The organism is Hymenobacter sp. 102, assembly GCF_049949205.1.
GTDB lineage: Bacteria > Bacteroidota > Bacteroidia > Cytophagales > Hymenobacteraceae > Hymenobacter.
On sequence record NZ_CP188173.1, the window covers coordinates 19,973 to 46,135 of the forward strand.

At 54.6% G+C, this 26,163-nt stretch carries 15 protein-coding genes and 1 pseudogene; 9 read left to right on the top strand and 7 right to left on the bottom strand.

Annotation, left to right across the window (positions count from 1 at the left end):
• The first annotated feature begins 636 nt into the window (after nucleotides 1-636).
• Together ACN19L_RS22835 and ACN19L_RS22840 are read left to right on the top strand one after the other, a co-directional pair.
• Nucleotides 637-1,101: a hypothetical protein gene (locus ACN19L_RS22835; RefSeq protein ID WP_426491239.1), complete on the top strand. Its 465-nt coding sequence runs from the start codon at nucleotides 637-639 to the stop codon at nucleotides 1,099-1,101.
• 81 nt (nucleotides 1,102-1,182) lie between these two features.
• Complete coding sequence (locus ACN19L_RS22840; protein ID WP_426491240.1) at nucleotides 1,183-1,848, top strand: hypothetical protein; 666 nt, start codon at nucleotides 1,183-1,185, stop codon at nucleotides 1,846-1,848.
• 42 nt (nucleotides 1,849-1,890) lie between these two features.
• Here ACN19L_RS22840 and ACN19L_RS22845 read toward each other — a convergent pair whose 3' ends face one another.
• Nucleotides 1,891-2,934, bottom strand: coding sequence for a hypothetical protein (locus ACN19L_RS22845; protein ID WP_426491241.1), 1,044 nt, complete (start codon nucleotides 2,932-2,934; stop codon nucleotides 1,891-1,893).
• Between the two features lie 552 nt (nucleotides 2,935-3,486).
• Here ACN19L_RS22845 and ACN19L_RS22850 point away from each other — a divergent pair.
• From ACN19L_RS22850 to ACN19L_RS22865, 4 genes are all read left to right on the top strand, one after another.
• On the top strand, nucleotides 3,487-3,753 hold the full coding sequence (locus ACN19L_RS22850) for a hypothetical protein (protein ID WP_426491242.1): 267 nt from the start codon (nucleotides 3,487-3,489) through the stop codon (nucleotides 3,751-3,753).
• A gap of 35 nt (nucleotides 3,754-3,788) precedes the next feature.
• Nucleotides 3,789-4,163 carry a hypothetical protein gene (locus tag ACN19L_RS22855; protein ID WP_426491243.1) on the top strand — a complete coding sequence of 125 codons (375 nt, stop codon included), beginning with the start codon at nucleotides 3,789-3,791 and terminating at the stop codon, nucleotides 4,161-4,163.
• Nucleotides 4,160-4,381 carry a hypothetical protein gene (locus ACN19L_RS22860; protein ID WP_426491244.1) on the top strand — a complete coding sequence of 74 codons (222 nt, stop codon included), beginning with the start codon at nucleotides 4,160-4,162 and terminating at the stop codon, nucleotides 4,379-4,381. The genes ACN19L_RS22855 and ACN19L_RS22860 overlap by 4 nt, the downstream gene beginning before the upstream one ends.
• Before the next feature lie 206 nt (nucleotides 4,382-4,587).
• Nucleotides 4,588-5,502: a site-specific integrase gene (locus ACN19L_RS22865; RefSeq protein ID WP_426491245.1), complete on the top strand. Its 915-nt coding sequence runs from the start codon at nucleotides 4,588-4,590 to the stop codon at nucleotides 5,500-5,502.
• Between the two features lie 81 nt (nucleotides 5,503-5,583).
• On the opposite strand, the gene ACN19L_RS22870 is transcribed toward ACN19L_RS22865, so the two are convergent.
• The 6 genes from ACN19L_RS22870 to ACN19L_RS22895 all read right to left on the bottom strand — a co-directional run bounded on the left by ACN19L_RS22870 (nucleotide 5,584) and on the right by ACN19L_RS22895 (nucleotide 20,308).
• Complete coding sequence (locus tag ACN19L_RS22870) at nucleotides 5,584-6,009, bottom strand: hypothetical protein (protein WP_426491246.1); 426 nt, start codon at nucleotides 6,007-6,009, stop codon at nucleotides 5,584-5,586.
• Between the two features lie 5 nt (nucleotides 6,010-6,014).
• A complete protein-coding gene (locus ACN19L_RS22875) occupies nucleotides 6,015-6,872 on the bottom strand; it encodes an endonuclease/exonuclease/phosphatase family protein (RefSeq protein WP_426491247.1) in 858 nt (285 codons plus the stop codon).
• A 178-nt stretch (nucleotides 6,873-7,050) separates the two neighbouring features.
• Nucleotides 7,051-10,329 (bottom strand): DUF499 domain-containing protein, encoded by a 3,279-nt coding sequence (locus ACN19L_RS22880; protein ID WP_426491248.1) that lies wholly within the window; start codon nucleotides 10,327-10,329, stop codon nucleotides 7,051-7,053.
• 8 nt (nucleotides 10,330-10,337) lie between these two features.
• Complete coding sequence (locus ACN19L_RS22885) at nucleotides 10,338-13,424, bottom strand: DUF1156 domain-containing protein (protein ID WP_426491249.1); 3,087 nt, start codon at nucleotides 13,422-13,424, stop codon at nucleotides 10,338-10,340.
• Between the two features lie 103 nt (nucleotides 13,425-13,527).
• Entirely contained in the window at nucleotides 13,528-16,983 is a 3,456-nt protein-coding gene (locus tag ACN19L_RS22890) for a helicase-related protein (RefSeq protein WP_426491250.1), read from the bottom strand.
• Nucleotides 16,984-17,110: 127 nt separating this feature from the next.
• The gene (locus tag ACN19L_RS22895; RefSeq protein WP_426491251.1) at nucleotides 17,111-20,308 is read right to left on the bottom strand and encodes an ATP-dependent helicase; all 3,198 of its coding nucleotides are present in this window, start codon (nucleotides 20,306-20,308) and stop codon (nucleotides 17,111-17,113) included.
• A gap of 783 nt (nucleotides 20,309-21,091) precedes the next feature.
• Between ACN19L_RS22895 and ACN19L_RS22900 the strand changes: the two are divergent.
• The 3 genes and pseudogenes from ACN19L_RS22900 (at nucleotide 21,092) to ACN19L_RS22910 (ending at nucleotide 26,154) form a co-directional block, all read left to right on the top strand.
• Nucleotides 21,092-22,257, top strand: a pseudogene (locus ACN19L_RS22900) (sigma 54-interacting transcriptional regulator).
• Nucleotides 22,258-22,561: 304 nt separating this feature from the next.
• On the top strand, nucleotides 22,562-25,099 hold the full coding sequence (locus ACN19L_RS22905) for an AAA family ATPase (protein ID WP_426491252.1): 2,538 nt from the start codon (nucleotides 22,562-22,564) through the stop codon (nucleotides 25,097-25,099).
• Complete coding sequence (locus ACN19L_RS22910; protein ID WP_426491253.1) at nucleotides 25,096-26,154, top strand: 5-methylcytosine restriction system specificity protein McrC; 1,059 nt, start codon at nucleotides 25,096-25,098, stop codon at nucleotides 26,152-26,154. Before ACN19L_RS22905 ends, ACN19L_RS22910 begins: the two co-directional genes overlap by 4 nt.
• The last annotated feature ends 9 nt before the right edge of the window (nucleotides 26,155-26,163 follow it).

Sequence of the window (26,163 nt, forward strand, 5' to 3'; positions counted from 1 at the left end):
AACCGCAGTTGCCATCCGCCGACGTAGTGCGGCACTGGCATCGTTTGCTGCTAAATTACGTGACCCAACCTGACGCCATCTTGTTTGTGCGTCGCTACGCTTCCGCCGACAAGACGGAGTATCATCGGTTGCGCCGTGGGTTTCTCACGCTTGATCCGACCGGTTTTGGCTATGCCTACTGCGACAATTACTTACCGCAACTAATATTCGCACAGGTACTAGCCGGCAACAAGCCAACATTGGCTGAGTTGCAAGAAGCGGTTGCAAATAGGCGGTTTCCGGTTTCTGTCCGTCTAGCAAAACCGGAAAGGGCTCAATCGGCGTTCGGATGGACTACAGCGCCTCCTTTTGGGGAACGGGGCTGGAAGTTGTCCCATCTGCATCACGTCAATGCGCACTACTCGTTTGACTATCGCCGTACAGTGGATGAATTGTTTCCCCGGGGAGAGTACAACTGGTGGGGTAACCCGGACAAGGTTTATCGGCTAACCCAGGCTGTGAGTTCTGACCACCGCCAAAAGATGGTGGCACATTTCCTGCGCGCCGCATCCGGCAAACTACTTCCTGAGCCCGGCCAAAAAGTGGCAGGCATCGGGTGGGCAGGATGTTGGGGAAAACCTTCTGCTGCTGACCTACGTGCAACAGCGTTTTCAGGAAATATACGGGGATGTGCTGCTGGAACTGGAGCCATTGCTGTTGGCAACGGAGTTGCAGGGCGAATGGACAGCTCCCGAAACCCCGCTGGAGCTGGTGGTGCGGCGGCCGGTGAAAGGCAAGAAAACAGGGGTGATTAAGCCAGAAAACTCTGAAAGTGCAAAGACCCGGCGGACGGTGAGAATGAAACCATACCCCATCACATATTCTATCGGTGACGGGCCGGAAGTTGATGAACAGGCGTTTCTGCAGCAAGTTTTGGTGACTAAATATGCTACCATCACCCGCCACTTTCATGACGGGACAGCCAGTATCGAACTGCCCTGGAATGCACGTGACCTAACGCCCTCCTCAAACCTGACAAATAATCTGCGCGGCCGTTTCCGCACGGTGGCACAGAAGGCAAACATTGCTCGGCTCCACGTAGCAGTACGGGCAGTGGACTGAAATTGTCCTGCGGCCGTACTCTCCCCAATTTTCTCCGCGCAAACAGGCTGCTGCCTAGTGAGTCACTTCCCTCTTCTACCCATGAGCGACCCCATTAGCCCCGACCAAATTCAGCTGCCCGATACACCTGCCGAGAAGCGGGCGGCCCTGCAGCAGCTGCTGGTTCTCTTCCCCGACACACTACCGGATCATGAGATGGAGGAGTTGATACGACGGGCGGTGTCCGTGATTCAGCCCGGCTGCCGCTCGGCAGCGGAGCTCAACTCCCGGGCCACGGTGCTGAGTGAGGAATTCGGCTACGTCCTCACCCCAGCCCAACTGACCACGGCTCTGCTGAGCTTGCTGTTCGCCCGCGTGCCCGTTTCGGTTGAGGATGAGCAGCAACTCACTGCACTGCTGGTCAAGGAATCGGGAGGAGTGGTTGGCTATGATGCCGACCAGGTGCCCGGCGGCAGTGGCCCCTTCGGCATAGTGCCGACCAACCCCGTACCCGTGGCCGGCATCGTATCGTCAGCGTTGTACCTGCGCCGTCTGCGCCTGCCCGATGGCCGCCCGGTAGAGTGGCGGCGCACCGGCTCCCGCACTGCGGCAGGCATCGATAATCCCGTGGACTGCTACCGGGTCACGGACGCCAATAATCAGTTGGTAGCGGAAGTGTTCATTTCGCCTTACCATCAGCGGATCTCCGGCCGCGCGCCGGCAGGCCTCGTGCTCAGCCCGCTCCGGCCGGAAAGCTGGTTTGAGTAGTGAAGGCTGCTGCCGGAGCTGCTCAGCGGCGCAGCAGCGGCTCTAGCTCGTGCAGGCAGTAGTAGGTATACAGGGCCAGCGGCGTGGTTTCCTCCAGCAGCACGGGGTCGAAGTCGCCGCAACAGTCGTAACGCTCATCCACCAGGGCCCAGCCTGTGGCGTAGTCCACCTCCACGCAGCCGTTGGCACAGAGCCAGGCCAGCTGCAGCAGCTCGGCGGCGGCCTCCCGGCCGGCCTCATCCAGCACAACGTACTGACCCAGGTGCTCGTAGCAAGCAGCGCGCACCGCCGGGAGAGCTCATCCTCGTCGTAGGGCACGTAGTCAGCGAAGTCCAGGTCGTCAACCATAAACAGTCCCCGGATGCCGGCCTGTTTCAGCACCGCATCCAGCGCCCGCTCGTGGTAGTCAGCCTCCTGCCATGCGTCCGGAGCAGCCGGCTGAACCGGTTGGACGGGGCTGTCGCTCTCTTTCTGTAGGCTTGCCAGCACCTGCTGGCAGCGGGCCTGCCACCGGAGCAGCTGCTCCGTATCGGGGGGCAGCAGCTCCGACTGCTGGTTGCGCCAGCTGAAACCGCCAGCCTCACCGGTACCGCACAGCACCAGCTGGTCAGCGTCCGCCTCAGGGTCTTCCCAGCTCCAGGTGCCGTTGGAGTGCAGCGCCAACTGGCGGGAGCGGACGGGCAGCAACAGGGATTCCCGGCCCGGACTGTTGAGTTCCCATAGGTCCGCCAGTGCCTGCTCAGCCCACCAGTCGGTGGGGTGGTAGGGAATGTCCTGGTGCAGCCGCAAGCCCGGAAAGTCGCGCTGCAGGTCGCGCGGGCCCCGCTGCGAGCCCTGGGAGGCGTAAGCCAGCTGCTGACCCATATCCAGCATTCGGTAGCCGGCAAAGCAGGCTGGTACGCACACCGGCAGCACTATACGGCCGTCGGGAGCCAGGATGCCGTAGCGACGCTCCTGGCGAAACCCGTAGAATCCGTGGCCTAAGGGCCAGACAGCGTCGTACTCGGGAGCCAGCAACTCCTGGCCGTTGCAGAGCAGGCCGAACCGGCCGTGTTGGGAAAACACAGTGAACTGAGCTGAAATCATCGGAGAAAGGAAAAAGGAGTGGAGAAGAAGGTAGAGCAAAAGCAGCGCGCCTGGCCAGGTTCCGCGGTGCTGTGGTGCTGTCCTAATATAGCCGGGGCCGGAGGGTTTTGTTACCACCTAGCAACGGGCATATACCAATATATTACCGGGCTCAGGAATTGTTACCCGTTCATGGTCTACTAAGGTAAGCCCGAGACCCCGGATTTGTTACCCAGGATGTGCTCTATGCTAAGGTAAGGTCACCAGGCCGTTATTGTTACCCTTCGCCCGACCTGGTCTTACCTGTTCTCCGCGTGAGTTGCTGATACAAAGGTTATTGCTGGCGTTATGCCTGCCATTGCCGATATTTGACCTTGATAGACTTTCTATTCCCGTATCGTTATGAGTTCCTATGTTAGACAGTGGATTCGGCAGCCTTCCGGGCAAATCGCGATCGAGTGGCTGTGTGGCGACTGCGGTGATTTTCGTCCGTTCAAGGTGCATGACGTGGACACGCGCGGTAGCTGGCTCAGCGTGGGTTGTATGACCTGCACGCACTGCGGTGCGCTCGATATGCTCTCCAAGGTTGGGCTGGCCAAGCCGCCTTCCGGATACGCGCTGTATAAAGTAGAGTGGCGGGCGACATGCTTTTGCCCGGCCACAGTCCTCGATGAGCCGGCGTATCTGCGGCGCACTGACGTGAAATTCCCACCCCGGGCCGTGCACGTAGTGGCCGCATCCCGAAGTCAGGCCCACCGGGAGGCTTGGGCTCACCGGCTCGACGATCTGAGCGGCTTCGAGTGCCTGATCGATGGGAAGCCATATTTGCCCGAAGCCTGAAACTGGCTCTTCCCCGGTATTCATCCTGCTGCCTGATGCTGCCCACCTTCCGCCCCCTCTTGCTCACTTTCCTGCTGGCCTTGTTGCCGCTGCTGCTGGGCTTTGCCGTTAACTCTGCCGCCCCGCACCCGCCCACGGCGGCCCGGGTAGCCGGCCGCTGCACTCGCTACTGCCACGACCACGCTTGCCCGCACGCCTTGCCAGCCAACAGCCCGGCCTACTTCCGGCTGCGCCCACTCTACGGGCTTACTATCCGGGTGCTGTCAGCCGGCGGGGGCGGCCCGATGTACGTGCTGGCCAACCTGCTCGTGTTCCTGGTGGGCATCCCGCTGCTGTTGCTGCACCTGACCTACGCCGTACTGCGCGACGCCCGCGCCATCCGCCGCCAGCAGCAAACTACGCGCTCATGATCGGTTCCATCTTTTCCCTGCTGCTGCGTCTGGGCCGGCTGGCCTACTGGTACTGCGTCGACTTCATGGTGAACCTGGCGGGTCTTACCGGCACGAGCTACCCCGAGGCCAATACCTGGATTCTACTGCTCCTGATTCCGGGGCTGCTGACTTTCCTGCTAGCCGTGCGACTCTGGCAGCGCCGCCGGCTAAGGCTGTGGAAGCCGGCCGCCGAATAGCCGAACAGTCGTGCGGCGAAAGGCTACCAAGGCCAATCCGGCAAACCGTGACCGTGATTTACTTTTTACTTTACTTCTGATAAGGTTTACTTATCGGAACTAAACAGTATCTTCGTTCATCTTCCCACAAAGTCCGGCCACTTGCCTGCCGTAGCTCCAAGTAGACGCCTATGAAATCCGTTGCGCTCACCGTTCCGTCCGCTCCCTTGTCGGCACTCTCCGAGCAGACGGCCCGTTACGTCGAAGCTGGGTTGCAGGGCGCCCCCAATACGGCCCGGGCCTACGCCTCCGATCTGCGCCATTTCGCCCACTGGTGCAACGCCAACCAAGTGGAGCCGCTGCCCGCAACCGTTAGCACGCTGGCCGGCTACGTGACGTATCTGGCCGACGCCGGAAAAAAGATGGCCACGATCCAGCGTCATCTGGCCGCCATCAAGAAAGCGCACGTGCTCCGGAACCTGGATGCGCCTACCGGGGAAAAGCAATTTAAAATACTGCTCGATGGCATTAGCCGCGTGCACGGCGTGCGGCAAAAGCAAGCGCCGGCCTTTTCACTGGTGCAGCTTAAGCGCCTAGTGCGCGAAATTGACGTTACGACCGCTAGCGGCCTGCGCGACCGCGCCATCCTGCTACTGGGCTTTACCGGGGCCTTCCGCCGCTCGGAGCTGACGGCACTGAATATTGAAAATCTTGAGTTCTCTGAGGAAGGGCTCGTTATTCGACTCGAGCGCAGCAAAACCAACCAGCTAGGCCAGCACGAGGAAAAGGCAGTCTTCTACTCCCCCGAAGCCAAGGTTTGCCCCATCCGCTCACTGCAAGCCTGGCTGCGAGTGCTTGAGCGTGAAACCGGCCCGCTTTTCGTTCGGCTACGGATGGGCCAGCGCTTGACGCAAGACCGGCTCTCGGACAAAACCATTAACGCGGTGGTGCAGCGCTACCTGGGTGACAAGTATTCTGCCCACTCTTTGCGCGCGTCTTTCGTTACAGTCGCTAAGCTAGCGGGCGCCGATGATTCGGAGATCATGAATCAAACCAAGCACAAGACGAGTGCGATGATTCGTCGCTACACTCGTATAGATGATGTTAGGCAGCACAATGCTGCGCAGAAGCTTGGTTTATAAACTATTCGTGAGCTCACAATTTATAGATAGATAATTATGAATAAAACAATCATTAGCATAGCTATACAAACCACTATAAAACTAATTTTCTTTATTATTTTGCTTACTTTGTTGGAATAGGTTTTCAATCGAGGACTTAACTCGTGGACTTTTTAGCATGATTGCTACTGTTTCCAAAAAGTCAATTTTATTCACCCCCTTGGCTTCGCGACCATCTATAACGCAATAAATATCAACTGGAAATCGACCTTCTGATTCACCTTCAACTACATTTAGAATCTTTCTTCTAAAATTTCCCAATTTAGGAGCAACAACATAGAGAGTATATATAGCCACAATTTTTACCGGATCACCCTCTTTATATGAGTCAATAGCATCTACATCCATTTTTAATTCCCCACCAGTTGCTTTTAGCAACTGATCTGATTGCGATATTAGTAGATTGTATGCAGACTCATCTGCTGACTTAGAGAAGTCAAAGTTTTTCCAAATGTTTTCCTGATTCATGTTCATTAGAATTTTAATTTTAAAATCACAGGCAGATGATCAGAGTAAACCTCTCTATCTGGTCGATTAAAAACTTTTGTGATATCCTCTCCACCTATATTTTTTATGATCTTCAAAAATGGATCATCAAGATACGATTTTAATCTAGGTCGCATTATTATTTGATCGTATATATTCCATTCATGTGAAATATGTCCAGGAGTCCGATAGTAGTATGTGCCATATTGTCTATTGATATCACCAAAGAAGCTCCACATTGGGTTATAGAAAAATTCATAGAAAGTCCCATCTATATCTCTCCCTTTCGGAGTTTTAATAGCATACTCCAAATCCGATAAAGCATTCAAACCATTTGCAGCAACTAATCCATTTTCAAATGGATTCATATTAAAATCGCCTATTAAAATAGTATTTTTACATTTAGTTTGTTCCTCAACAACAAGTATGTCTCTAGCGAAATTTACACATTCAAGGGCCAAACTAGCTTCAGACCAAGAGGTTTTTGAATGAAAATGAACAGCAAATAAGTTTAACTCGATAAGAGAATCTATAGTTAGCTTATGCGCGGTCCATCGAGTTGATTTATATAAATGACTTTTATCTTCAAATGAAGTATTTGAATATCTAGAAATAACGGTTAGTTTATCTTTAGAGCACTTAATTATTGAATAACTATCCCTTACTATCGTATTTAGCTTAGTTATAAATGAAAGATTGATATCATCTCTAGTTTCAGCAAGACAAATAATATCTAATTGACGTTCTATGGTAAGCATAACCATATAGTCACTAAGATCTTTTAAAAAGATCTTATTATTCTTTTTTTTAGGCTTAGATTCTATATTCCAAAAACCAATATTCATATTATCATAAATTAAATTACAAATAACGCAATGATGTTCACAAAACAAATTACTATATAAGAATCTGTGCTTGAAACCTTGAATATTAACTAAGCAGACAACTCATAACTTTCTCGAGAGAGAGTTATGAGTTGTACATGCATCAGTAAATATAACGACAATAGAATCATTTAAAAATTTATTCAACGTCAAGACTTAGTCCAAGCTGACGGGCAGACTCCTTTATCACCTTGTACTCAGGGCTGTTTTCGGTCAATGGATTTGATGCGGTGGAGCGGCCTTTGATTATAATCTCTATCTCCACGTTGTTCTTGGCCAACGGAAGAATAAAGCTGGTAAAAAGCTGATTGTAGTTCTCCAAAGGCACTTTCCCGGAAACAGTTACCGACCGATAGACCGAACTACCATTCGGCGACGGATTAGGGTCAGGCTGCTGTCCTGGTGTGGGAGGAACTCCGCCTGGCTGATATCCCGGATCAGGGGTTGGTCCTGACTGAAGAGTGGGCGTATCCGCCGGCTTTAACGATTTATCGACGAGCCAATAAGTTTGATCGGTCACGTCAAACATTGGAACTAACTCCCCTAAGTAGATCTTCGAAAATGTGATGCCATCCCCAGCGGCAATGGCAAGCTGTCCCTGCTGACAGTAACGCAGTAGACTGTCCTGCACTGCAGCTACCTTAGTAATCATAGGCTTGTCATCAAAGCGCAAAAAGGCTTCGTAGACCTCTCGGGTTCTTAAGGGCTGTTCGGGAGTCGGAAGCAAGTTGTGGCGGCCGAGTGTCTGATAGCCTACGCTGTCGAGAAGCCACTCTTCCTCCTTTAACAGAGCTGGCAAATTCTGGTTGAGCTGGTTATCTAGAGCAGAACTGAATTCTTTAAAGGACAAATGCTCCGCTCCGCCTTTGATTGAATATTTAACAACGACGGAGTATGCTTTGACTAGCGAGGATTCAATCTCACGAGCACAGTCATCAGAGCGACGTTTAAGCTCTTCTTTCTGCTCTTTTTCGAGTTGGCTACTATATTCTGAAATAGTATTTTGACATGCCAAGTAATCCCGCACATCAGCGCGGAGTTTGGTGGCACCCATGGTATTGCAAAGCAAGAACAGTAGAGTATTGCGGAATATTCGCTCACTGTTGCCTCGCTTGGTAGCCATGGCTTGAATGTGCTTCACGGTATCCTTATCAGGACTACCTCCAGTAGCAACTGAATAGTCTGGGTGGAGCACTATCAAAGTAGGACGCTGCTGTTCAGGCACATCGTCAAGGGGATTAGGTAGTAGGTTGAAAACCTGAACCAACCTCCTCTTCTCCTCTATGCGACGCAGAATATCAGCATTGACGGCCGGGTCTTTGATCTCATTCTTAGCCTGATTGATCAGGATGTTAATGTTGGGCTTGGTATGGAACCAGTAGCGCCTAGAACTACCACTTTGGGTGTAGTAAAGGTAATGGGCATGTTCTTCGAGCTCATCAAGAGCACTGTTAACCGTGTTTGGATTATAGGCAGCTGGTTTTAAGACATTGAGCTTAATTTCAGGAATGCTCAACCCCTTATTCGAATTGTCACGACCAAAGGAGTTTAGCAGCACTGTGGCGGCAATGCCTTGGGTGAGTTCCCACTGGCGGTATTCGGGGCGAGCCTGGTCAATTTTAAAGGCATTTGACGAGGAGCCAGCTACGTCGGCGGTAATGACTGCGTCGTAACCGCTGCCGTAGAGTTCCTTAATTTTACCAGTAATCGGATCAAGGTTTTGTAGCCGTGCGTCGGAGGTGTGGATGATTAAGTTTTGGCCAGGCAGTGACTGGTGGCGCTTCCACAAGTCGCTGAGAATGGCGGCCAGTAGGCGCAAAGCACCGCGGGTGCGCTGGAAGTTGTGGTGACTGGCCCAACGTAGGCGGAATACATCAATTAGTTCGGGGTGGAACGGGTAGGCCTTGTGCATGAGTGCACGGTACTCCGATGAGTTAGCGTGGCGGGGTAAGTCAGCGGCGGACTGCTGGTAGAGCGACTCGTATTGATCAAGGGCAGCTTGGTGTAGGGAGGTGCTACCTAGTTCATCAAACAGGCGTCTACGGATAACCTCAAAAATTTCTTCGTCGGCAACGGGTTGGGTATCGGAGCCAACGCGGCTGACCCGCTTCTGCAGAGACTCTAATATCTGCTGAGCTTGAGGCGTATTGCCAACTTCTTGGGGGCTAACGGGCAGGGTGATGACAGCAACGCAGTGGTTAGTACCAGCAACTGCTTCGGTTAATTCCTGTACGAAGCTGATAGTTTGGTCGGAGAGAGTACTCCCCCCCACTATACGGGCTGAAGCCTTAACGCAATAATCAGCCAACTCATCAATTAGAATTAGCGAGGGCCCTTTGCTCCGGTAAGCCAACGCTAGCACTTGCGTGAATAGGCCTGCCGGAGCAATAAGCTGTTCGTCATTGGGTCGAACAAGCTCATAGCCATCACGACCAGCCAGCTGATAAGCAAGTTCCCCCCAGATGGTTTGAAGATGGATGCCGTCTTCAGGGTTGCGGCCTCTGGCAGGGTCGTTGGTAGCGTTAGTAAAAACTGCAATACTAGCCTGTTGGAAGTTAGGAGTTCCAGTTGCGGCCACCAGTTCGGCAGTATCGGCGGAGGTAGCAGCTCTACTGCCTAGGCGGCAAAGGTGTAGCAGGGAAATCAGGGTATGCGTTTTACCGCCTCCAAAGCCGGTTTGAAGAGACATGACGCGGTTCTCGGCATCAGCGGCACCATTAAGGCCTTGTATTACACGTCGGGCGACAGATTTGAGCCCCTGAGTGAAGTAGGTTTTGGAGAAGAACAGGCCCGAGTTAGTATACATGGCCCGGCCGGTACCTAGTGCTACTTCAGTGAGGTTGGCCGCGAAGACACTCTCGTCCAGACGGCCTTCTCGGATATCAAGATGGGGCGTGACGACGTGAAACCAAGCCCGAGGTCCACTAGGAGCGGCGACAACGGGAGTAGCTACGGCAGCAGTAGCTGGTGTTAGGGTTTGGAGCTTCTGCAATTCTACCTCCAGCTCGCTCATGCCTAGCTGCTTGGCAATAGCCTTCATATGAATCCAAGCCTTGGATGCATCGTCTTCGTCAATAGGCTGGAAATGGGCAATCTTGTGGCGAACATCGGTGATTTCGCCGAGCCAAGTGGGCAGTTTATTGACAGTGCGCTGAAAATCGTTACGAAGTATTTCCTTTAGTTGAAGGGAAAACGACGGCAGGTACTGAAAATCAAGCAGGTTCTCAGGTAAGGTACCTGCGCGCTGTCCGTCATTCCAGGATTTGCGCTGCCCTTCGGATAAACCTCGAACAAAGTCACCTGGCCACGTCTCGCCGTAGTGCCGCTGGAGCACCGATACGGCATAAGGGCGGAAACCGTCGATGAACAGACCAAGGCTTTTATACAGGTTGTCCTGCTGAAATTGGGAGATGGGCATAACCTAAATTAGAGTGCGAGTTGACCTTGGACAGTGACGGGGCGCTGCTGCTGGAGTAGGATAGCTTCGCGCAGCACGCTTTCCTTGTCGGCGAGTAGGCCGAGAGCTTGAGTCTGGTCGTCTGAGCCAGCAGGCAATACCTCGACTAGTGCCGTGAGCACACGCCAGAAAGGCTGCTCGGCAGTGGAGGCCACGCGTAACACGTATTGGAGTAGCTGCTGACGGTTACCTGCCTTATAAAGCGCTAAGGCTCGATGGACTTCATCAATGAGAATGCTGTTTTTGGTTTCACCCAGATTGCGTGCAATAGCCATTCGCTCAGCGAAGCCAGCAAGGGTGAGCTTCTTGCCCTTCATGAGGAACAGATGTTTGGCTTCAAGCTCAGACACGTTTATGGTGAGGCCCACGCGGCTGAACTTGGCTGCGTCGTCAAAATCAGCTTCGCCAAAGCCGTAGAGCTGTAGCCAGGCTATGTAGAATTTGGTAAAATCATCACCATTAAAGCCTTTGAGCAAAGCAAGAAAGGCACTCTCACGTGCTAATTGCAGCAGTTCTGCAACCGATACTTCACTTCCGTCGGCTTTCTCCACGCGTTCATACTTGCCAAAAACACTAACAGCTTGACCGAAACATGCTGTCAACAAATCAGCTCCTCTGAAACCCATTCGGTACAGCTCTTCTACTTCATGCTGCACAGTGGTTTCAATTTCGCGCTTCACCTCTTTGAAATTACCATAGCCCGACCGAACAACTGGGCGACAGGAAACAGTCACTGAGGAGGACAAGAAAGCCTTATCTGTCTTTAAGGCACTTGTCATCTCCGTATCATTCGCCCAACTGCCAGTAATGTTCATGTTAGCCCCTAGGATGGAATTACAAAGGGTAGTCCATGCCTCAGTACTCTGATGGGCAAACATTATACTGACCACATCAGACGTTTGCTTTTCTATAGCGTCAAAAATCTGCTTTAGCTTTTCCGCAAAATGCAAATCAGCTGCCTTTGCGCTATTACCATGATGGTATTTCAAAGCAGTACATTCATCGACTTTAGGAGTCTGAGGGAAAGCAAAATTTAAGGGAAAGATATCCCCTAAAGTTCGTTTGAGCCAGACGTAGAAAAAGTCTGATAAGTCAGCATAAGCAATAACATCGTAGTAGGGAGGGTCTGTAACTACAGCTGTTAAGTACTTAGCAGGGAACTGGGAAGCGTCACCGCTTGAAGCGTTATTGCAAATGGTTGGGAATGGCGATTTGCTTTCACTCTCAATGTACCGAGTTATCCAATCCAGTTGGTTGAGGGCGCTTCCTGTACTGTCACAAAAAGGGTTAGACTCAGGGTAATCAAAAACCATAGCGAAGGCCTGTCTACCCATTGGCCTTTCTAACTTCTCGCCCCCTGTATGCCAAATGCCAAACGCTGTATTAACGATTGCAATTCTATCAATAAGAATCGCAAGGTATGTTGCCAAAGCCTTGCCATAATCATCCTCACCTGCTTTAACTTCTGATTTAATTTCATTTAACGATTTCAGAAGGTTCTCCAGCATGAACAACTGCCGCTTAGAGAATACTTGGCCGTACTCTAAGTAGCCCCAAGGGCATATGTCGAATTGCTTTGTATTGCCTTTGGCTAGCTTTTCAGTAATTACCAATGACGAGGTCGGAACACTACTTGCAGCCGTAATATCTGCTTTAGTAGGTAGACGGTAAGACTTACCATCTCCATTACTTTCGATAACAGCAAGCAATCGTTCCTTGATACTTCCGTTCAAGAACTGGTTTTTTAACTCCTTATTTGAAGTTGTATTGCCACAGCAAGGACATTTCAGGTTCTTTCTATTTAGAACCCAAGCTTCCACATTGCATTGACCTTGCTTTATTTCAAATGAAATATCAGTACCGTCGACAATAGGGTTTAGATAGATTTGTTTGCTGTTATTCTTGCCTACGATATTACATAAGTAAAAGCTTCTCAGAAGCGGTATCTCAGCACGACAAGATGGGTTAACGCAATCAGCTGTCCGCGCCCAATAATACACAACTGGCTTTTGGCCCTTATCATTGACAGGGTAATATAGCCCACACTTGTTTTCTGTGAGCTTTATTAGTTTTCTCGCATAGAAGCTAACATCAAAAGCAAGTCGGTTAGGCAACGCAACTATCTCCTTATGTTGACCAAGGAAGTTATTATCAGCTTCATACCTGCGCAACTCTTCAATTCCGTATTTTTCAACAAACTCTTCACGGCTAAATGAAATAGGTTTGCCAAAACGCTGGGGAAACTCTAGGCTACCGCGCTGAATAACATGGGCCACCGGATTGATATCATTACCAAAGGACCGGCACCCTAAACGGGCTGCTTCCAAAGGTATAGCACCTCCCCCAGCGAATGGATCAAATACGCGAGGCATTCTATCAAGGAAATCCTCGATTGCCTTGTTCAACACCGCTTCTTTACGCGTCACATCTTCGGCTTCCAAGTGCCTGTCAACTGTACTATACAGGGACTTTTCAGCATCTACAATAGCCTGATTAGCAGCATCAAATTCCTTTAAAAGCTCTTTTGCATTAAGTTCATTGGATGCGTTATTAGCAACCCATATCAATTTGCGGGCACGTGTAATAATTGCGTCATCATTTTTACTCTCCCAACGTATGAGACTGTTCGGATTTAAAAGTTTTTTAGGAACTGTACTGCGGCCTTTTTCCTGATTCTGAATAAAATCATCAGAGAACTTGCCTATAAACATAAGCAACCTGTTGCGAGCAGTATCCGGCAGTGAATCAGCCGCCGAGGTATAAGGAATATCATCGTAAGGCTTGTATGGATCGATTGAGATACCCGAAGCTGGGCTCAGCAATAACTCCACTGCTTCCCGAAAAGCAGCAGGGCAGTTAGGATCATCTGGATCAGGAACAAGCGACGCAAATACTGATGCGCGACAAACAGGGAGTGGTCTTCTGGCCCACCACAAATGCAAATTAGAAATGTGTCCATGCCTGATGTAGTTGTCGCGCACACTTTCGGCGGACACCTCCTTAATGGGCATAGCTACCTCAATGAGCTTTTTATAGGCTGAAGCGGTGTTGGTCATATTATTCGTACCTCGGAGACTTCTTTCGAGAAGCCAGCAGCCGTTTTAGGCAAACAAGGTTTTAGGAGCTGAAAGTGTAGATTAAGCGAAAGTGGAGAGCCCGTTAGACCGGCGTTGAAGCTGGCATTGCCTGCAGATGCGTCTGCCAGACTTTCATGGGCAAGAAGTACTGGATGCCCTTGAACTTCTGCTCAAAGTTCAGGGTATTGGCGGGATTTTGAATGCGGAACAGCTCCGGCGAGCTTTTGCAGTTCACCACGATGTACAACCAGGCCGAATCACCCAGCTGGGCCAGCCGGTTCCGCTCATTTTCGGTGAGCATCACGCTGCCATCCGGACCGCTGCGGCCTTTAACTTCCAGGTAGCGCTTAAGCCCGTGGGGACCTACGCTGCGGATGTCATAGCCTTCGTTGTTGGCCGAAACATCGTGGGGCGTCCAGCCCTGGCTTTCCTCGTAGGCCATCACCGTCGCCATTGCAATGGCTTCGGCTTCGTCGTCTCGGCTCATGCCGTAGTGGCCGGTGTATTCCACTTGCGACAACGGAACAACCCAGGCGCAGCCCAGTACCTTTGGTGGCTTCGGAGCCAACTGCTGCATCTGGTGCAGCTCTCGGAGGCGCTTCTGCTTGCGCTCGGACAGCTCTCGGATGCGCTGTTGCTTGGCATCGAGCTTGTCCTGTCCCCGCGTGTCGCCGAAGAGCATCTTCTGCTGCAGCTCCTGAATTTGCCCCGTCAAGTCGAGGATTACCTGGGTAAATGCCGTTTCGAGGTATTCCCGGCGCTTATCGGCATCGGCCTGGACGCGCTCCTGCGTTTCCTGCAGCTGGGGCATTGTAATTTGCTCAAAGCTCCATTGCACGACCGAGTCCTCGCTGATGGAGGCCGGCGGCGCGATGGTTTTAGCAAACTGCGTCGGGGGGTGCAGGTCCAGGAACTTAGCCGGGGAGGTAATCTGAAAATCGCCGCCAGGCTTCTGGTGCACGAGTAGCAGCCGCTCGTCGGCAATACTGTCGCCCCGCCGGTGCGGCCGGTTATCGGTCAGCTGCGACTTGACAAAAAAGGCGAGGTACTCTTCACTGTCCTCGGGGGATATGAGCACCGTGCCCTTCAGCATGTCGCCGCGGTATTCGTTACGCACCACACTGACCAGGCTGTCAAAAATGGGGTTACCGGGGTTGATATAGTGAATCTTGCCCAGGATTTTGCCCACGTCGCCCAGGTTCTGGTAATCCAAAAACACCTGCTTGTCGAAGCAAAACTGCAGCTGCTGCACCGTGCTTACTACCAGATTATACTCCTGCTTCAGGCACAGCGCCAGCGACTCCGGAATGGTGACCACCCGGAAAATATGCGGCCGAATCTCCTGATAACTGCCTCCCAGTTGCTGCAGGGCCCGCTCGAAGAACAAGCGCACGTAGATGGGCTGCAGGCGCTTCTCGTCGGACTCCTCCTTTAGCTGGCGGGCCCGGGTGTAGTTGACGGTGCTGTGCGCGAGCCGGTCGCGCTGCTCCTGAATCTTCTCCTTAAAGCGCGTTTTGAGTGTATCCGTGTCCTGGGCCAGCAGATCATCCAGTGCCGTATGCTTGCCGTGCAGCACCGAGTCAATGATGGCGTCAAGGTTCACGTTCTCCAGCACGTCCTGAATCACGTCGTACACCCGGTCATCGCCCATGCTCTCACGAATCGTGTCGAGCTTGGTGAGCAAACGCTCCAGCACCTGACCCTCGCGGGTGTTGCCGGCCACCATGTTAAAGACCAGCACGTCCTGCTTCTGGCCGTAGCGGTGGATGCGGCCCATGCGCTGCTCCAGCCGGTTCGGATTCCACGGAATGTCCCAGTTGATGAGCAAACGGCAGAACTGCAGGTTGATGCCTTCGCCGGCGGCATCGGTACACATCAGAATCTGGGTCTCCGGCTTGGCGAAGTCCCACTGGGCCTGGCGCCGCTCGTCGACGGATTTGCCCCCGTGGATGGTGGCCACCTGGTAGCCGTTGTTTTTCAGTCGCCCCTCTAGGTAGTTGAGCGTATCCTTGTGTTCAGTGAAGATGACGAGCTTCTCGCCACCGATTACATTCTGGCTCTTAAGTAGTTCTTTCAGCTTCTGGAACTTGCGCTCCTCCTGGTTGCTTTCGTAGAGATCATTGGCCAAGTTGTAGAGTCGCTTCACTTCCTTGGCCTCGTCCTGCAGTTCCTGCAGGCTCTTGGCCGTAGTGAATAGCTTGAATTTGCGCGGATCAGCCAGAATGGTTTCCAACGCTTCCCGCTCGTCGTCCTCCAGCTCGTCGTAGTCCGTGATGTCGTCCACGTCGATGCCTTCCAGCTTGTGGCGCTGCTGCCAGAGCGTAGGATTCTTGGCTATATCGTCCACGACGCCTTGTAGGGCGTTCATGCGGTGCGACAGCGTCCGCCGGATGGCGTAAATCGAGCTGACCAGACGGCGCTGCATCACGGTTAAGGCCAATGACACATGGATGTTGCGGGCTTGGGCCGCGTCTTCCTTGTGGCGGGTCAAGTAAGCTGTTACTTCATCGTAGAGGTGCTTCTCTTCCGGCGTGAGGTCATACGCAACAGTCCGAGTGAAGCGATCCTTGAACAAGGCATGCCCATTCCAGTCCTTCATGTCCTCCTTGAGGCGACGAATGAAGAACTTATTCAGCCCGCCTTTCTCATACTCCTTAACCCGAGAAGATGCCGTCTCTTCGGTGGCAAAAATATCCTCGTCCAGCAGCTGCAGCAGCTTTTTGAACGTATCCTTGCGGCCCCGGTGGGGCGTTGCCGTGAGCAGCAGCAGGTGCTCGGTTTGCTCGGCAAGCTTGGCCGCCGCTTCGTAGCGCTTGGAGCGGTACACCCGGGTAGCGTACTCGTAAGCCGAGAGCTTGTGGGCTTCGTCAATGACAACCATGTCCCAGTGGGTGTTACCCACCACATTAAGCACGTCCTCGCGGGAGATGAAGTCAATGGACGCCACAACGCGCTGGGCAGTGCTGAAGATATTTGGGTCGGCTGTGAACAGGCTGCGGTTGACCAGGGTGAAGGGGATGTTGAACTTCACCGCCATCTCGTCCTCCTGCCACTGCTTGGTCAACCCGCCGGGGGTAATAATCAGAATACGCTCAACCAATCCGCGGGACATCAACTCCTTAAGCAGCAGGCCAGTCATGATGGTTTTGCCCGCCCCCGTGTCGTCAGCCAGCAGGAAGCGAATCTTAGGCATGGGCAGCAGAAACTTGTAGACCGCCTCCACTTGGTGAGGCAAGGGGTCCACAATGCTGCAGTTCACCGCGAAAAGCGGATCAAAAAGGTGGGCGGAGTGAATCCGTTCGGCTTCCGCGAAGAGTGCAAACCGCACGGGGTCGCCACCAAAATCAAACGAGCCTTCGTCCGCGATTACTTCCAGCGCTTCAAACTCAGCCTGGGTAATTACGCGCGTATTCGCTAGTTGGCTGTTGACACCGGTGTACGACAAGGAGACCATACCACCCATGGGCAACACCTTGTTGATAATAACCGATTCACTGTGAATAAGATTGGCAACAATCTGCCCTTGCTGGATAGCCATAGGTAAGGAAAAAGGCTCCTAATATAGCTTAAAAAAAGCCTTATAGGTGCAGTTTACAGGATGGTTTGACATTTCGAGATAGGCCAAAGTACCGGCTCGGTAAATATACCCAGCCGGTACTTTGGTCTCAAGAATTCAGCTGGCACCAGGCGCACTCCGGCTTCCCACACCCCTGCGTGAACTCCCGGTTGCGAATGGCTCCGTGCACCGCTTCAATCTGCGCCAGCACCGCGGCTTCGTCCGCCGGCGTCACGCGCACGTACTCGCGCTTGTGCTCCGCCGGCTGGCCAAGCTCCGGTACCGGCTCCACGTACTCAAAAGCCACGGAGGCCGGCGTGAAGCGCCGTTCAGTGTCGTGCTGGAGCAGCAGGTAATAGAAGACGGCCTGGCGCCAGTAATCCCCACCCCGAGCTTTTTCATCGGCCCGCCAGTCCGCCAGCGTGCCCGCCGCAAATCGCGCGGGCAGCCGTTTGGGCTCATATTTCTTCCACTTGCTGGTTTTGTAATCCAACACGTCATGGCCGCGCCCATCGGGGCGAACGTCAATGCGATCGAGCTTGCCCGTAAGCTGAATACCGCTGCCGGGTAGCGTAGCCCGGTGCACCGTATGCTCCACCACCGAACTCGTGGCCCACGCCGCCGCGTGGCGGGCGTGGTAGGCTTGCACCAGCGCCAGGCCATGCTCACGGGAGCGCTCGTAGGTGGCCTCCGGCAACTCGTGGCGCACGCGACGGAAGTGGTCTTCAAAACAGTCTGCCATTGCCTGAGCCGAAGGGAAGCCCGGGCTGCCGACGGCCTGGGCCTGCCGAAAGCAGTGCTCCAGCGCGTAGTGGATGCTGTTGCCAAAGAACAGGTACTCCGAGCGGGGCGAAGGGACCCGCAGCACGTGCTCGTAGTAGAAGCTCACCGGGCAGCGTAAGTAGGCGTTCAGGTGAGTGCTGCTCAAAGCGTAATCGCGCAGCAGCTCATCCAGCAAGGCTGCGTCCGGGAGCGTAGCCGCGCCGACGGGCGGGGGCAACAACTGCTGCTGGGCTGCCTGCAGCTCTTCCGGCGTGAGCTTAATGGCCGTGCGCGTTAAGCCGGCAGCCTGCACCAGCTCGTGCAGAAACTGGCATTCCGCCAGGGGCTTGCCATCTTCGGCTTGACCGCTGGTGCACAGCACTAGGTGCTCCTGGGCGCGGGTGATGCCCACAAAAAACAGGCGCCGGGCCTCCTCTACGGCGGTTTCGCTGGCCAGGCGCAAGGAAAGCGTGTCGGGTATTTTATACGTGGCCCCCGTGAAATTTTTCACCCAGACTTGCTGCTGGCAGCCAATCAGCCAGACCCGCTCGAACTCCAATCCCTTAGCCCCGTGGGCCGTGAGCAGCTGCACACCGGCATTGGCCGAGCCACTCAACTGTTCCAACACCAGGCCTTCGCGCATGCTGGCCAGCATATCCCAGACGAGCAAAAACTGGGCGAGCCGCTGGCGGGGATTACGCCGCTCTTCGGTCCGCACGAACTGCAATAGCGTGTGCATCACGTCAAGCAAGTGGCGGGGTTGGGCATGCACGGCCAGTTGATAAGGCTGCAGCTTCTCCAGGCAGATGCGTTCAACCAGCACGGCCACCGGCAGGCTAGCGGCCGCCGAAATCCAGCGCTCCAGCTGCTGCACGGCCTGGGTCAGGTACAATTGAGTTTCCGCTCCCAGCTGGAGCTGCGCGGCCAGCTCGGGGCTGTCCACGACCCGGAGCAGCCATTCGCGCCAGCTCAGGGCCAGCTCACCGCCCAGGTTGCGGTTGTGCTGTCTCAGGCCGGCGGCCAGACGCACGCACGCAATGGGCGCAAGCTTAAAGCAATCCAGGTGCAGCAGCGAGAACAGTTGGCCCTCCCCCGCGTGGGGTCGCTCAGTTTCGGCGGCGACGTAGGCCAGAATCAACCGCAAGGCATGCGCCACGGGCTCTTCCGTGAGCACATTCACCCGGCGCTTGCGGGCAAAAGGCACGCCCCGGGCGGCGAGTAGGCGGGCCAGGCAATCCACCTGGCCGTGGTCTCGGCTGATGACCGCGCACTGGTGCAGGGGGAAACCCGCTTGCTGCAGGGCCTGCAGTTCCGCCGCGATGTGCGCTGCTTCGTGCAGGGGGGTGGTGTAGCGCCGCAGCTGGGGCTGAACATCACTGGCGGCAAACTGCGCATGGCGCGGCATCAACTCCTTGGTCAGGCCGGGAATCTGCCTTACCAGTCGCTCCTGGTTGTAAGCGATGAGAGTGGAGGCCAGCTGCAGAATGGGCGCGGAGGAGCGGTAGTTTTCCTCCAGTACGACTACCGCCGCGTCCGGGTAGCGCCGCGTAAAGTCGAGCACGTTGGCCACGCTCGCTCCCTGAAAGCGAAAGATGCTCTGGTCGTCGTCGCCCACGGCGAAGAGGTTGGGATTTGGCCAGTACGCCGCCAGGTGGTGCAAGATACGATTTTGCGCCCCGTTCGTATCCTGGTACTCGTCCACCAGAATGTGTTGGTAGCGCTCCTGGTAGCGCTGCAGTAAGCCCGGCTGCTCAGCAAACGCCTGCAGGGTCCAGCCCAGCATGTCGTCGTAGTCGTACCGGCTGCGGGCCTTCAAGGCCGCGCAGAAGGGGTCAAACAGCTCCGCGGCACTTGAGAGCACTCCCATCCGGTCAATTTCTTCCGCTACCAGCTCTGGCTTCATGTCGCCCGCGGCAATGCCCCGGGTCGCATTGGCCTGCTGGTACTGAAAGGCCGGCCGATTGGGAATGTCTTCGATGTAGGCCGCGATAGCTGCCTGGACCTCCGCCGGGCTCCAGCCCTCGTGCTTCATGGCCGAGAACAGCTGGCGCAGGCGCGGCACCTCGTAGTAGGCCGCCGCCCCAACCCGCCGCAGCCGGTGGCCGGCCGGCAGACCGTCCACCAGTGCCCGCAGGATTTCATCAGTTTCCAGCTCCGATACCGGCGCCAGGTCGTGGTAGCCGAAGTAGTCGGCGTTGTCCTGGATAAGCTGGTGACTGAAGCTGTGAAAGGTGTGAATGGCTACGTGGTTGGCCTCCGGGCCGATAAAGCGCAGCAGACGCTCCCGCATGTTGTGGGCCGCCGCCTCAGTATAGGTCAGGCACAAGATTTCCCGCGGCTGCACCTGCAGGTCAGGGTGCTGCAACAGCCAGCCCACCCGGGCGGCGAGCAACTGCGTTTTGCCGGTGCCGGGGCCAGCGACGACCAGTACGGGGCCATCCGGATGTTCGACGGCGGTACGCTGGGCTTCGTTCAGGCGGGCCAGTTCAGCGGCAAACGCCTTGGTAGTGTAAATGGAGCGGGGAGCGGGGGTAGCACTAAACATATTGAAAAAGGAATTGGTGAAAAGCCTAACCAGTGCTGATGAGCAGGAGCGCTGCAGTAGCTGCTGGGTACCGTTACCCTTTTCGATAATCACGCCATCCAATACCTGCATCCTATTTCAAACGACTAAAAATATTGCAACGCATTTATTTTCAATATTTTACCAACAAAATCATTTCACTATTAGGGTGTTTAACCAGAATACGCTCTTAAATTTTTACCGCAATTTATGCGGTAACACCTCCAAAGATGCGGTACTCATTGAGCCTTAAACCAGCAATACTCGCTTTATTTGCAGTAGGCGACTAGTGCATGCAGCCAAGATGTCGCGCCCGCTTTTTGCACTTCTGTTATCCAGTCACTCGACTTCCTTAACTCAGCTGCTAGCTCTTATAAGGTCGTTTTTCTGCTTTTTGATCCCCTCGCTGTATCCCCCATGAAGCATTACTTCATTTCCTGGCTCGCGCGCAACAATGACTTTGTCGACCAGCAGGGCCAGCGGCAACTCAACCCCCAAGGTCCCACCCTACAGTTTCACGAGCACTTCTTTACGCGCGGCCATTACTCAGCTCACTTGCTGCTCTACTCCTCTGCGGATCAGAAAAAGGATGCACTGCAATTAGCGGACGAAATCGTCGCCCGCTTCGGGCATAAAGTGACGCCGACGCTGCTGGAGCTATCCGACGTTATCGACGTGAATGCCATCCGCAGCCGGGTGGAGACCTGGCTGCAGCAATTTGCTGAGCATGAACTGACGCTCTACTTCTCGCCCGGCACCTCGGCCATGCAGCTGGCCTGGTACCTGGTACACCAGCAAGGGGTGTTGCGCACCCACCTAGTGCAGACCCGGGCCGGCAAGTTCAGCGCCAACGGCAAGCCCGAAATCCTGACCATTGAGGTAGAGCGCACGGCCACGCCTGTGACCGCGATTCTGCGCCAGCAGCAGCTTCAGCTCACAAGCGCGGTCCCAGAAACCCAGGCCACCGATTACTTCATTGGGGAAGCCCTGCAGCCCGTGTACAATCGGGCGCGGAAGGTGGCTCAAACCGACAAGGTCACCGTGCTCATCCGGGGCGAAAGTGGTACTGGCAAGGAGCACTTAGCCCGGTATGTGCACCAGCAGTCGGGGCGGGCGGGCAAGCCTTTTCTGCCCATCAACTGTTCCGCCCTGACGGACTCGACGCTGGAGTCGCGTTTGTTTGGCTATTGCAAAGGCGCTTTCACCGGCGCGGAGAAAAACACCAAGGGCCTGTTTGAAGAAGCGCACGGCGGCACCCTATTCCTGGACGAGATTGGCGACATCTCCCCGCCCTGCAGCTGACTCTACTGCGGGTGCTGCAATCCGGCGAAATTCAGCCCTTGGGCGGCACGCCGCGCACCGTTGACGTGAGAGTCATTGCGGCTACCAATGCGGCGCTGGAGGAGCGCTGCCGCGCCGGCCACTTCCGCTGGGATTTATTCTACCGCCTGGCCGTGGCGGAATTGGAACTACCGGCGCTGCGTGACCGGCCGCGCCCTGATCGCGAGCAGCTGCTGGCCTGGCTAGTAGCTTTCAAAAGCCGACAATTGCAGCATGAGCCACTGCGCCTGGCCGCCGGCGCGCGGCGCCAGCTCCTGGATTACTCTTTTCCGGGGAATGTGCGGGAACTGGAAAGCGTCGTGGAACACCTGCTGGTTTTCAGTGAGCCCGGCGCTACCGTCGAGCTTGAGGACTTACCGACCCGAATTCGCACGACAACTGCCCAGGGCGACTCCAGCAGCCTGTTACTGGAAGACGTTATCGGGCAACATATCTGCAAGGTGCTCACGCACTGCGGAGGCATTAAAAGTCGCGCCGCTCTGCTGCTAGGAGTAGAAGAACGTAAGGTGCGCAAATACCAGCTGCTGATGGAGGGCACCCCACCTTCTTCCCGTCCAAACGAAAAGGCCCGCCGCTCCACCAAATCGTAATTCCCAGAGCCACTTTGGCGATGCCAACGCGTCAGGATACTTCTAACTTCAAAGGCCCCCCATTACAGCCCCCAAGCGATTTGTCGGCCACGCTCACCCCGCTGATGGGTTAGTTGGCACCAGGTGGTCTTATCTCTACTCCAGGTATATACTTCCAAGCCCCCTAACGGAAAGGCGTGCCATTGCTACTGTGCTGCGCAAGGAGCGCTTAACTTAGAGCTTATTTTCTAGCTCCTGACTGGTCTGGTCGGGAGCCACCCGTTTCTTCGGCGATGCTTTCGCTGCCTTATCTCGCGTTTCTTTCATGAGTTACTATTATGAGAGCGAATATGCCGTCTACCGGCACCTACTGAATCGCACTCAGGTTTCCCCCAACGATGTCTTTCATCTGTCCCGCACCAAGTTGCTAAAAGATGATAGCAGCCCGACGCATTTAACGGAGGGGCAGATGGAGTTTACTTTCTGGGACTTTAATTACCAGGATTCTCCCAGAACGCGCATTTTCTATCGGGTCAAAGTGCGCTCCGATGGCTCTTATAGCCTGTCGCTTAACTGCATCTTTGGCCTCATTGCCGATTCCACCAAAGCCAACCCAGCAACGGGTCTAGCAACCCAGATTAATAAACAGCTCCTGTACCCCTGGCACCGGGCTCATCCCGAATCAGGGGGGATTTACTTGTCTTATCAACCAGCGGAGCATATAGACAACGCCGTTGATTTACTGCACGCTATCACGCAGTTGCTTGACGAGAGCATTCCCTTGATTGACGCAGCAATTGCGCAGATGCGCCAATCATTTCCTAGCAAGCCGGCGCCCCGTCTTCCGCAGGCTCCCTTTGCCAGATACCAAGTCAATTCCGAGGCCTTGTATGACCGCATACTAGGAACTGCAACCAAGAGATCCCTTCCTCGCAAGCGACTGATCACCAATCGGTGGAGCGTAAAAGTGGATCTTGCCCGGCAAGATTGGAATACCTTTCGAGACCAACAATACATCACCATTCCAGTGCCTGACTCACTGGGTGATTTGCGCACCTATTCTTCCCGAACGGCACTGTATCAGGCCTTGGATGAAAGTAACCGGGATGAAGTACTCAATACCCTGGACGCCTTTCGCCAAGTTAAACCCGGGGATATCGTGGTTGCTTTCACCAATGCGCAGGTAAGCTTGGGCATTGGAATTGTAACTGGACGGTACACGTACACGCCAAACGCGGCGCAACACAAACACACGTACGCTGTTTTCTGGGCCTTAACCGAATCCCTCACGCTGGCGCCCCAGCCGTTTACGGACACGGAAAGCTTCGTGCGGACTACTCGCTGGGACGAGATTGAGCAAAGCAGCAAAGCGCAAGTGCCCCAGCTTACGCCAATACTGCATGCGGTGGCGGCCAATACCTTCTTCCAGCAATTTCCGCAGCTGGCTCAAGGTACCCCCGCATCCGCCCCTGCATTACCGGCTTCCTCACCTCCGGTTACGGTGATTGTACCGGCCCCGGCGCCCACGCCTGAGCCTCAAGAAGCGCCGCGGCCGCGAACCGACATCTGGTACTGGTGGCTGGCGATGTACGCGACGCAGCGGCGCCTTGCTGATTTCAGCGTCGGTCAGCTCTACCATCTTCCAACGCACACCCCAGCTGGCAGAAAACGCCGTGACTACGAACTGCTACGACAGTTACAACCGGGTGATCAGGTGCTGGCCTGTGAGGCCTTACCCAGTCAACGACTTAAAGCGGAGCTGCAAGTCACGCAGCAACTTCACGAGGACGATGGGGGCATGGAAGTTATCACGCTACGCGTAGTGCGCTTTTTTCCCCGGGAAGTCCTGTTTGCGGAGCTGCAAGAAGTACCGGAGCTAGCCGAGCATCACCTCTGGCAGTCAGGGCATGAAATGCTCCTCTCCCTGACCAGGTCGCAGTACCAGGCCCTGCAACTGGCCGCATTAGACACGGATAACTTGGACGTCAAGCGCTACCAGATGGGCAAAGCCCTCCAGGAGCTTTTGATGAGCGCTCCTACCCTGGAACAGCTGCTGGCTGCCCTAAAGCGCAAAAAGAATATCATCATCCAGGGCCCCCCGGGCGTGGGCAAAACATTCGTGGCCCGGCGTTTAGCCTGGCTGCAAATGGGCAGTCAGGATAATGAGCGGGTACAAATGGTGCAGTTTCACCAGAGCTACAGCTATGAAGATTTTATTCGGGGTTGGCGCCCCCAGGCTGATGGCAACGGCGGCTTTGAGCTGGCTAATGGTGTATTCGTCGACTTTGTGCGGCGAGCCCAGCATGATCCTACCCGCGACTACTTCTTTATCATTGACGAGATAAACCGCGGTAACCTCAGCAAAATCTTTGGAGAGCTGCTGCTGCTGCTGGAGCCCGATAAGCGCGGACCCGAGTATGCCGTGCCGCTAACGTATCGGCGGGCAGGAGAGGACCCTTTCTTTCTACCCAGTAACCTGCACGTGATCGGCACGATGAACACGGCGGATCGTTCGCTGGCCATGGTAGACTACGCCTTGCGTCGGCGTTTTAATTTCCTGGAGCTGAAGCCTGTGCTGGATGATAAGTTAGTAGCCCATCTGGAATCGCTGCGTATTCCGGCTGAGTTTAGCCAGCGAGTGCTGCAGCGTGTTCAACGGCTTAACCAAACAATCCTGACGGATAAAAATCTCGGTAGTGGCTTTCTCATTGGTCACAGTTACTTCTGCACGCCAGCCTTGGGCTCTCCGGGCGATTGGTGGCGCGACATCGTCGAGCACGAGCTACGCCCTACCCTGCGGGAGTACTGGTTTGAAGACGAGCGTCGAGCGGAAAATGAGGCCGACGCCCTGCTGCAAGAATGAGCATACCGGTTAAGAACATTTACCATCTGCTTACCTACGCCTGGCACCACCTAGCGGAGGCCGAGCACGTCAGCCTGACTGCCGAAGAGGCGGATTTGCCCCTGCTACACTTGCTTGCGCGCGTACTGCAGCGCGGAGTTACGCACGTGGTCAAACGCGGCTTGGCCCGCGACTACGTGTTTCAGGAACAAGTCACGGCCCGATTACGGGGCAAGCTCTTGCTTGGTGAATCGGTGCGCCAGCGGACGTTGCAGCAGGCACAAGCCGTTTGTGCTTTCGACGAGCTCAGCGTGGATATTTTGCCCAATCAGCTGATTAAGGCCACCCTGCATCGCCTGCTTACCGTGGATCAACTTCCCTCCGCTATTCACACTGGCCTGCGCAGTCTGTACCTGCGCTTTGCGGAGGTCTCCTTGGTGCCAATTCGCGATGAACGGGTCTTTGAACAGGTGCGTCTGCATCGCCATACCGCCTACTACGGGTTTCTGCTCAGTATTTGTCACTTCATCTACGCGCAAGCGCTGGCCACCCAGGAGAGCGGGGAGCGACTATTTCAGGACTTTCACCGCAATGAGCGGCAAATGAGCCAGTTGTTTGAGGGCTTCGTGCGCGGCTTTTATCGTCACCACTTTCCGCACTACGCCGTTAGTGGACGCCGGCTGAAGTGGCAGCTAGAAGCCGAAAGTGACCACGCACAGCGTCTACTTCCTACCATGCTTACGGATCTTGTTTTGGAGGGTGCGAACCGCACCATTCTCATTGATTGTAAGTATTACCAGGAGGCGTTAGTGCAGCACCATAACCAGCAACGGCTGATCTCGGCCCACCTTTATCAACTCTTTGCCTACCAGCATCATTTGCAACACGAGCAGGTCGACAAGCCCGTTGAGAGCATGCTGCTTTATCCCGTGGTAGATCAAAGCTTACGTGTCAGCTACCGTCAGCCCGGTACGCAAAGCCGCGTCCACGTTGTTACCGTCAATCTAAACCAGTCGTGGCCCGCGGTAGAAGCCGAGCTACTTACGCTCTTAAACGACCAGTCGGAATCTATTTAACCAAGGGCG

Coding starts and splice junctions, on each gene's coding strand:
- ACN19L_RS22840 (WP_426491240.1), top strand. CDS start 1,183: ATGAGCGACCCCATTAGCCCCGACCAAATTCAGCTGCCCGATACACCT.
- ACN19L_RS22845 (WP_426491241.1), bottom strand. CDS start 2,934: ATGATTTCAGCTCAGTTCACTGTGTTTTCCCAACACGGCCGGTTCGGC.
- ACN19L_RS22850 (WP_426491242.1), top strand. CDS start 3,487: ATGCTCTCCAAGGTTGGGCTGGCCAAGCCGCCTTCCGGATACGCGCTG.
- ACN19L_RS22855 (WP_426491243.1), top strand. CDS start 3,789: ATGCTGCCCACCTTCCGCCCCCTCTTGCTCACTTTCCTGCTGGCCTTG.
- ACN19L_RS22860 (WP_426491244.1), top strand. CDS start 4,160: ATGATCGGTTCCATCTTTTCCCTGCTGCTGCGTCTGGGCCGGCTGGCC.
- ACN19L_RS22870 (WP_426491246.1), bottom strand. CDS start 6,009: ATGAATCAGGAAAACATTTGGAAAAACTTTGACTTCTCTAAGTCAGCA.
- ACN19L_RS22875 (WP_426491247.1), bottom strand. CDS start 6,872: ATGAATATTGGTTTTTGGAATATAGAATCTAAGCCTAAAAAAAAGAAT.
- ACN19L_RS22880 (WP_426491248.1), bottom strand. CDS start 10,329: ATGCCCATCTCCCAATTTCAGCAGGACAACCTGTATAAAAGCCTTGGT.
- ACN19L_RS22885 (WP_426491249.1), bottom strand. CDS start 13,424: ATGACCAACACCGCTTCAGCCTATAAAAAGCTCATTGAGGTAGCTATG.
- ACN19L_RS22890 (WP_426491250.1), bottom strand. CDS start 16,983: ATGGCTATCCAGCAAGGGCAGATTGTTGCCAATCTTATTCACAGTGAA.
- ACN19L_RS22895 (WP_426491251.1), bottom strand. CDS start 20,308: ATGTTTAGTGCTACCCCCGCTCCCCGCTCCATTTACACTACCAAGGCG.
- ACN19L_RS22905 (WP_426491252.1), top strand. CDS start 22,562: ATGAGTTACTATTATGAGAGCGAATATGCCGTCTACCGGCACCTACTG.
- ACN19L_RS22910 (WP_426491253.1), top strand. CDS start 25,096: ATGAGCATACCGGTTAAGAACATTTACCATCTGCTTACCTACGCCTGG.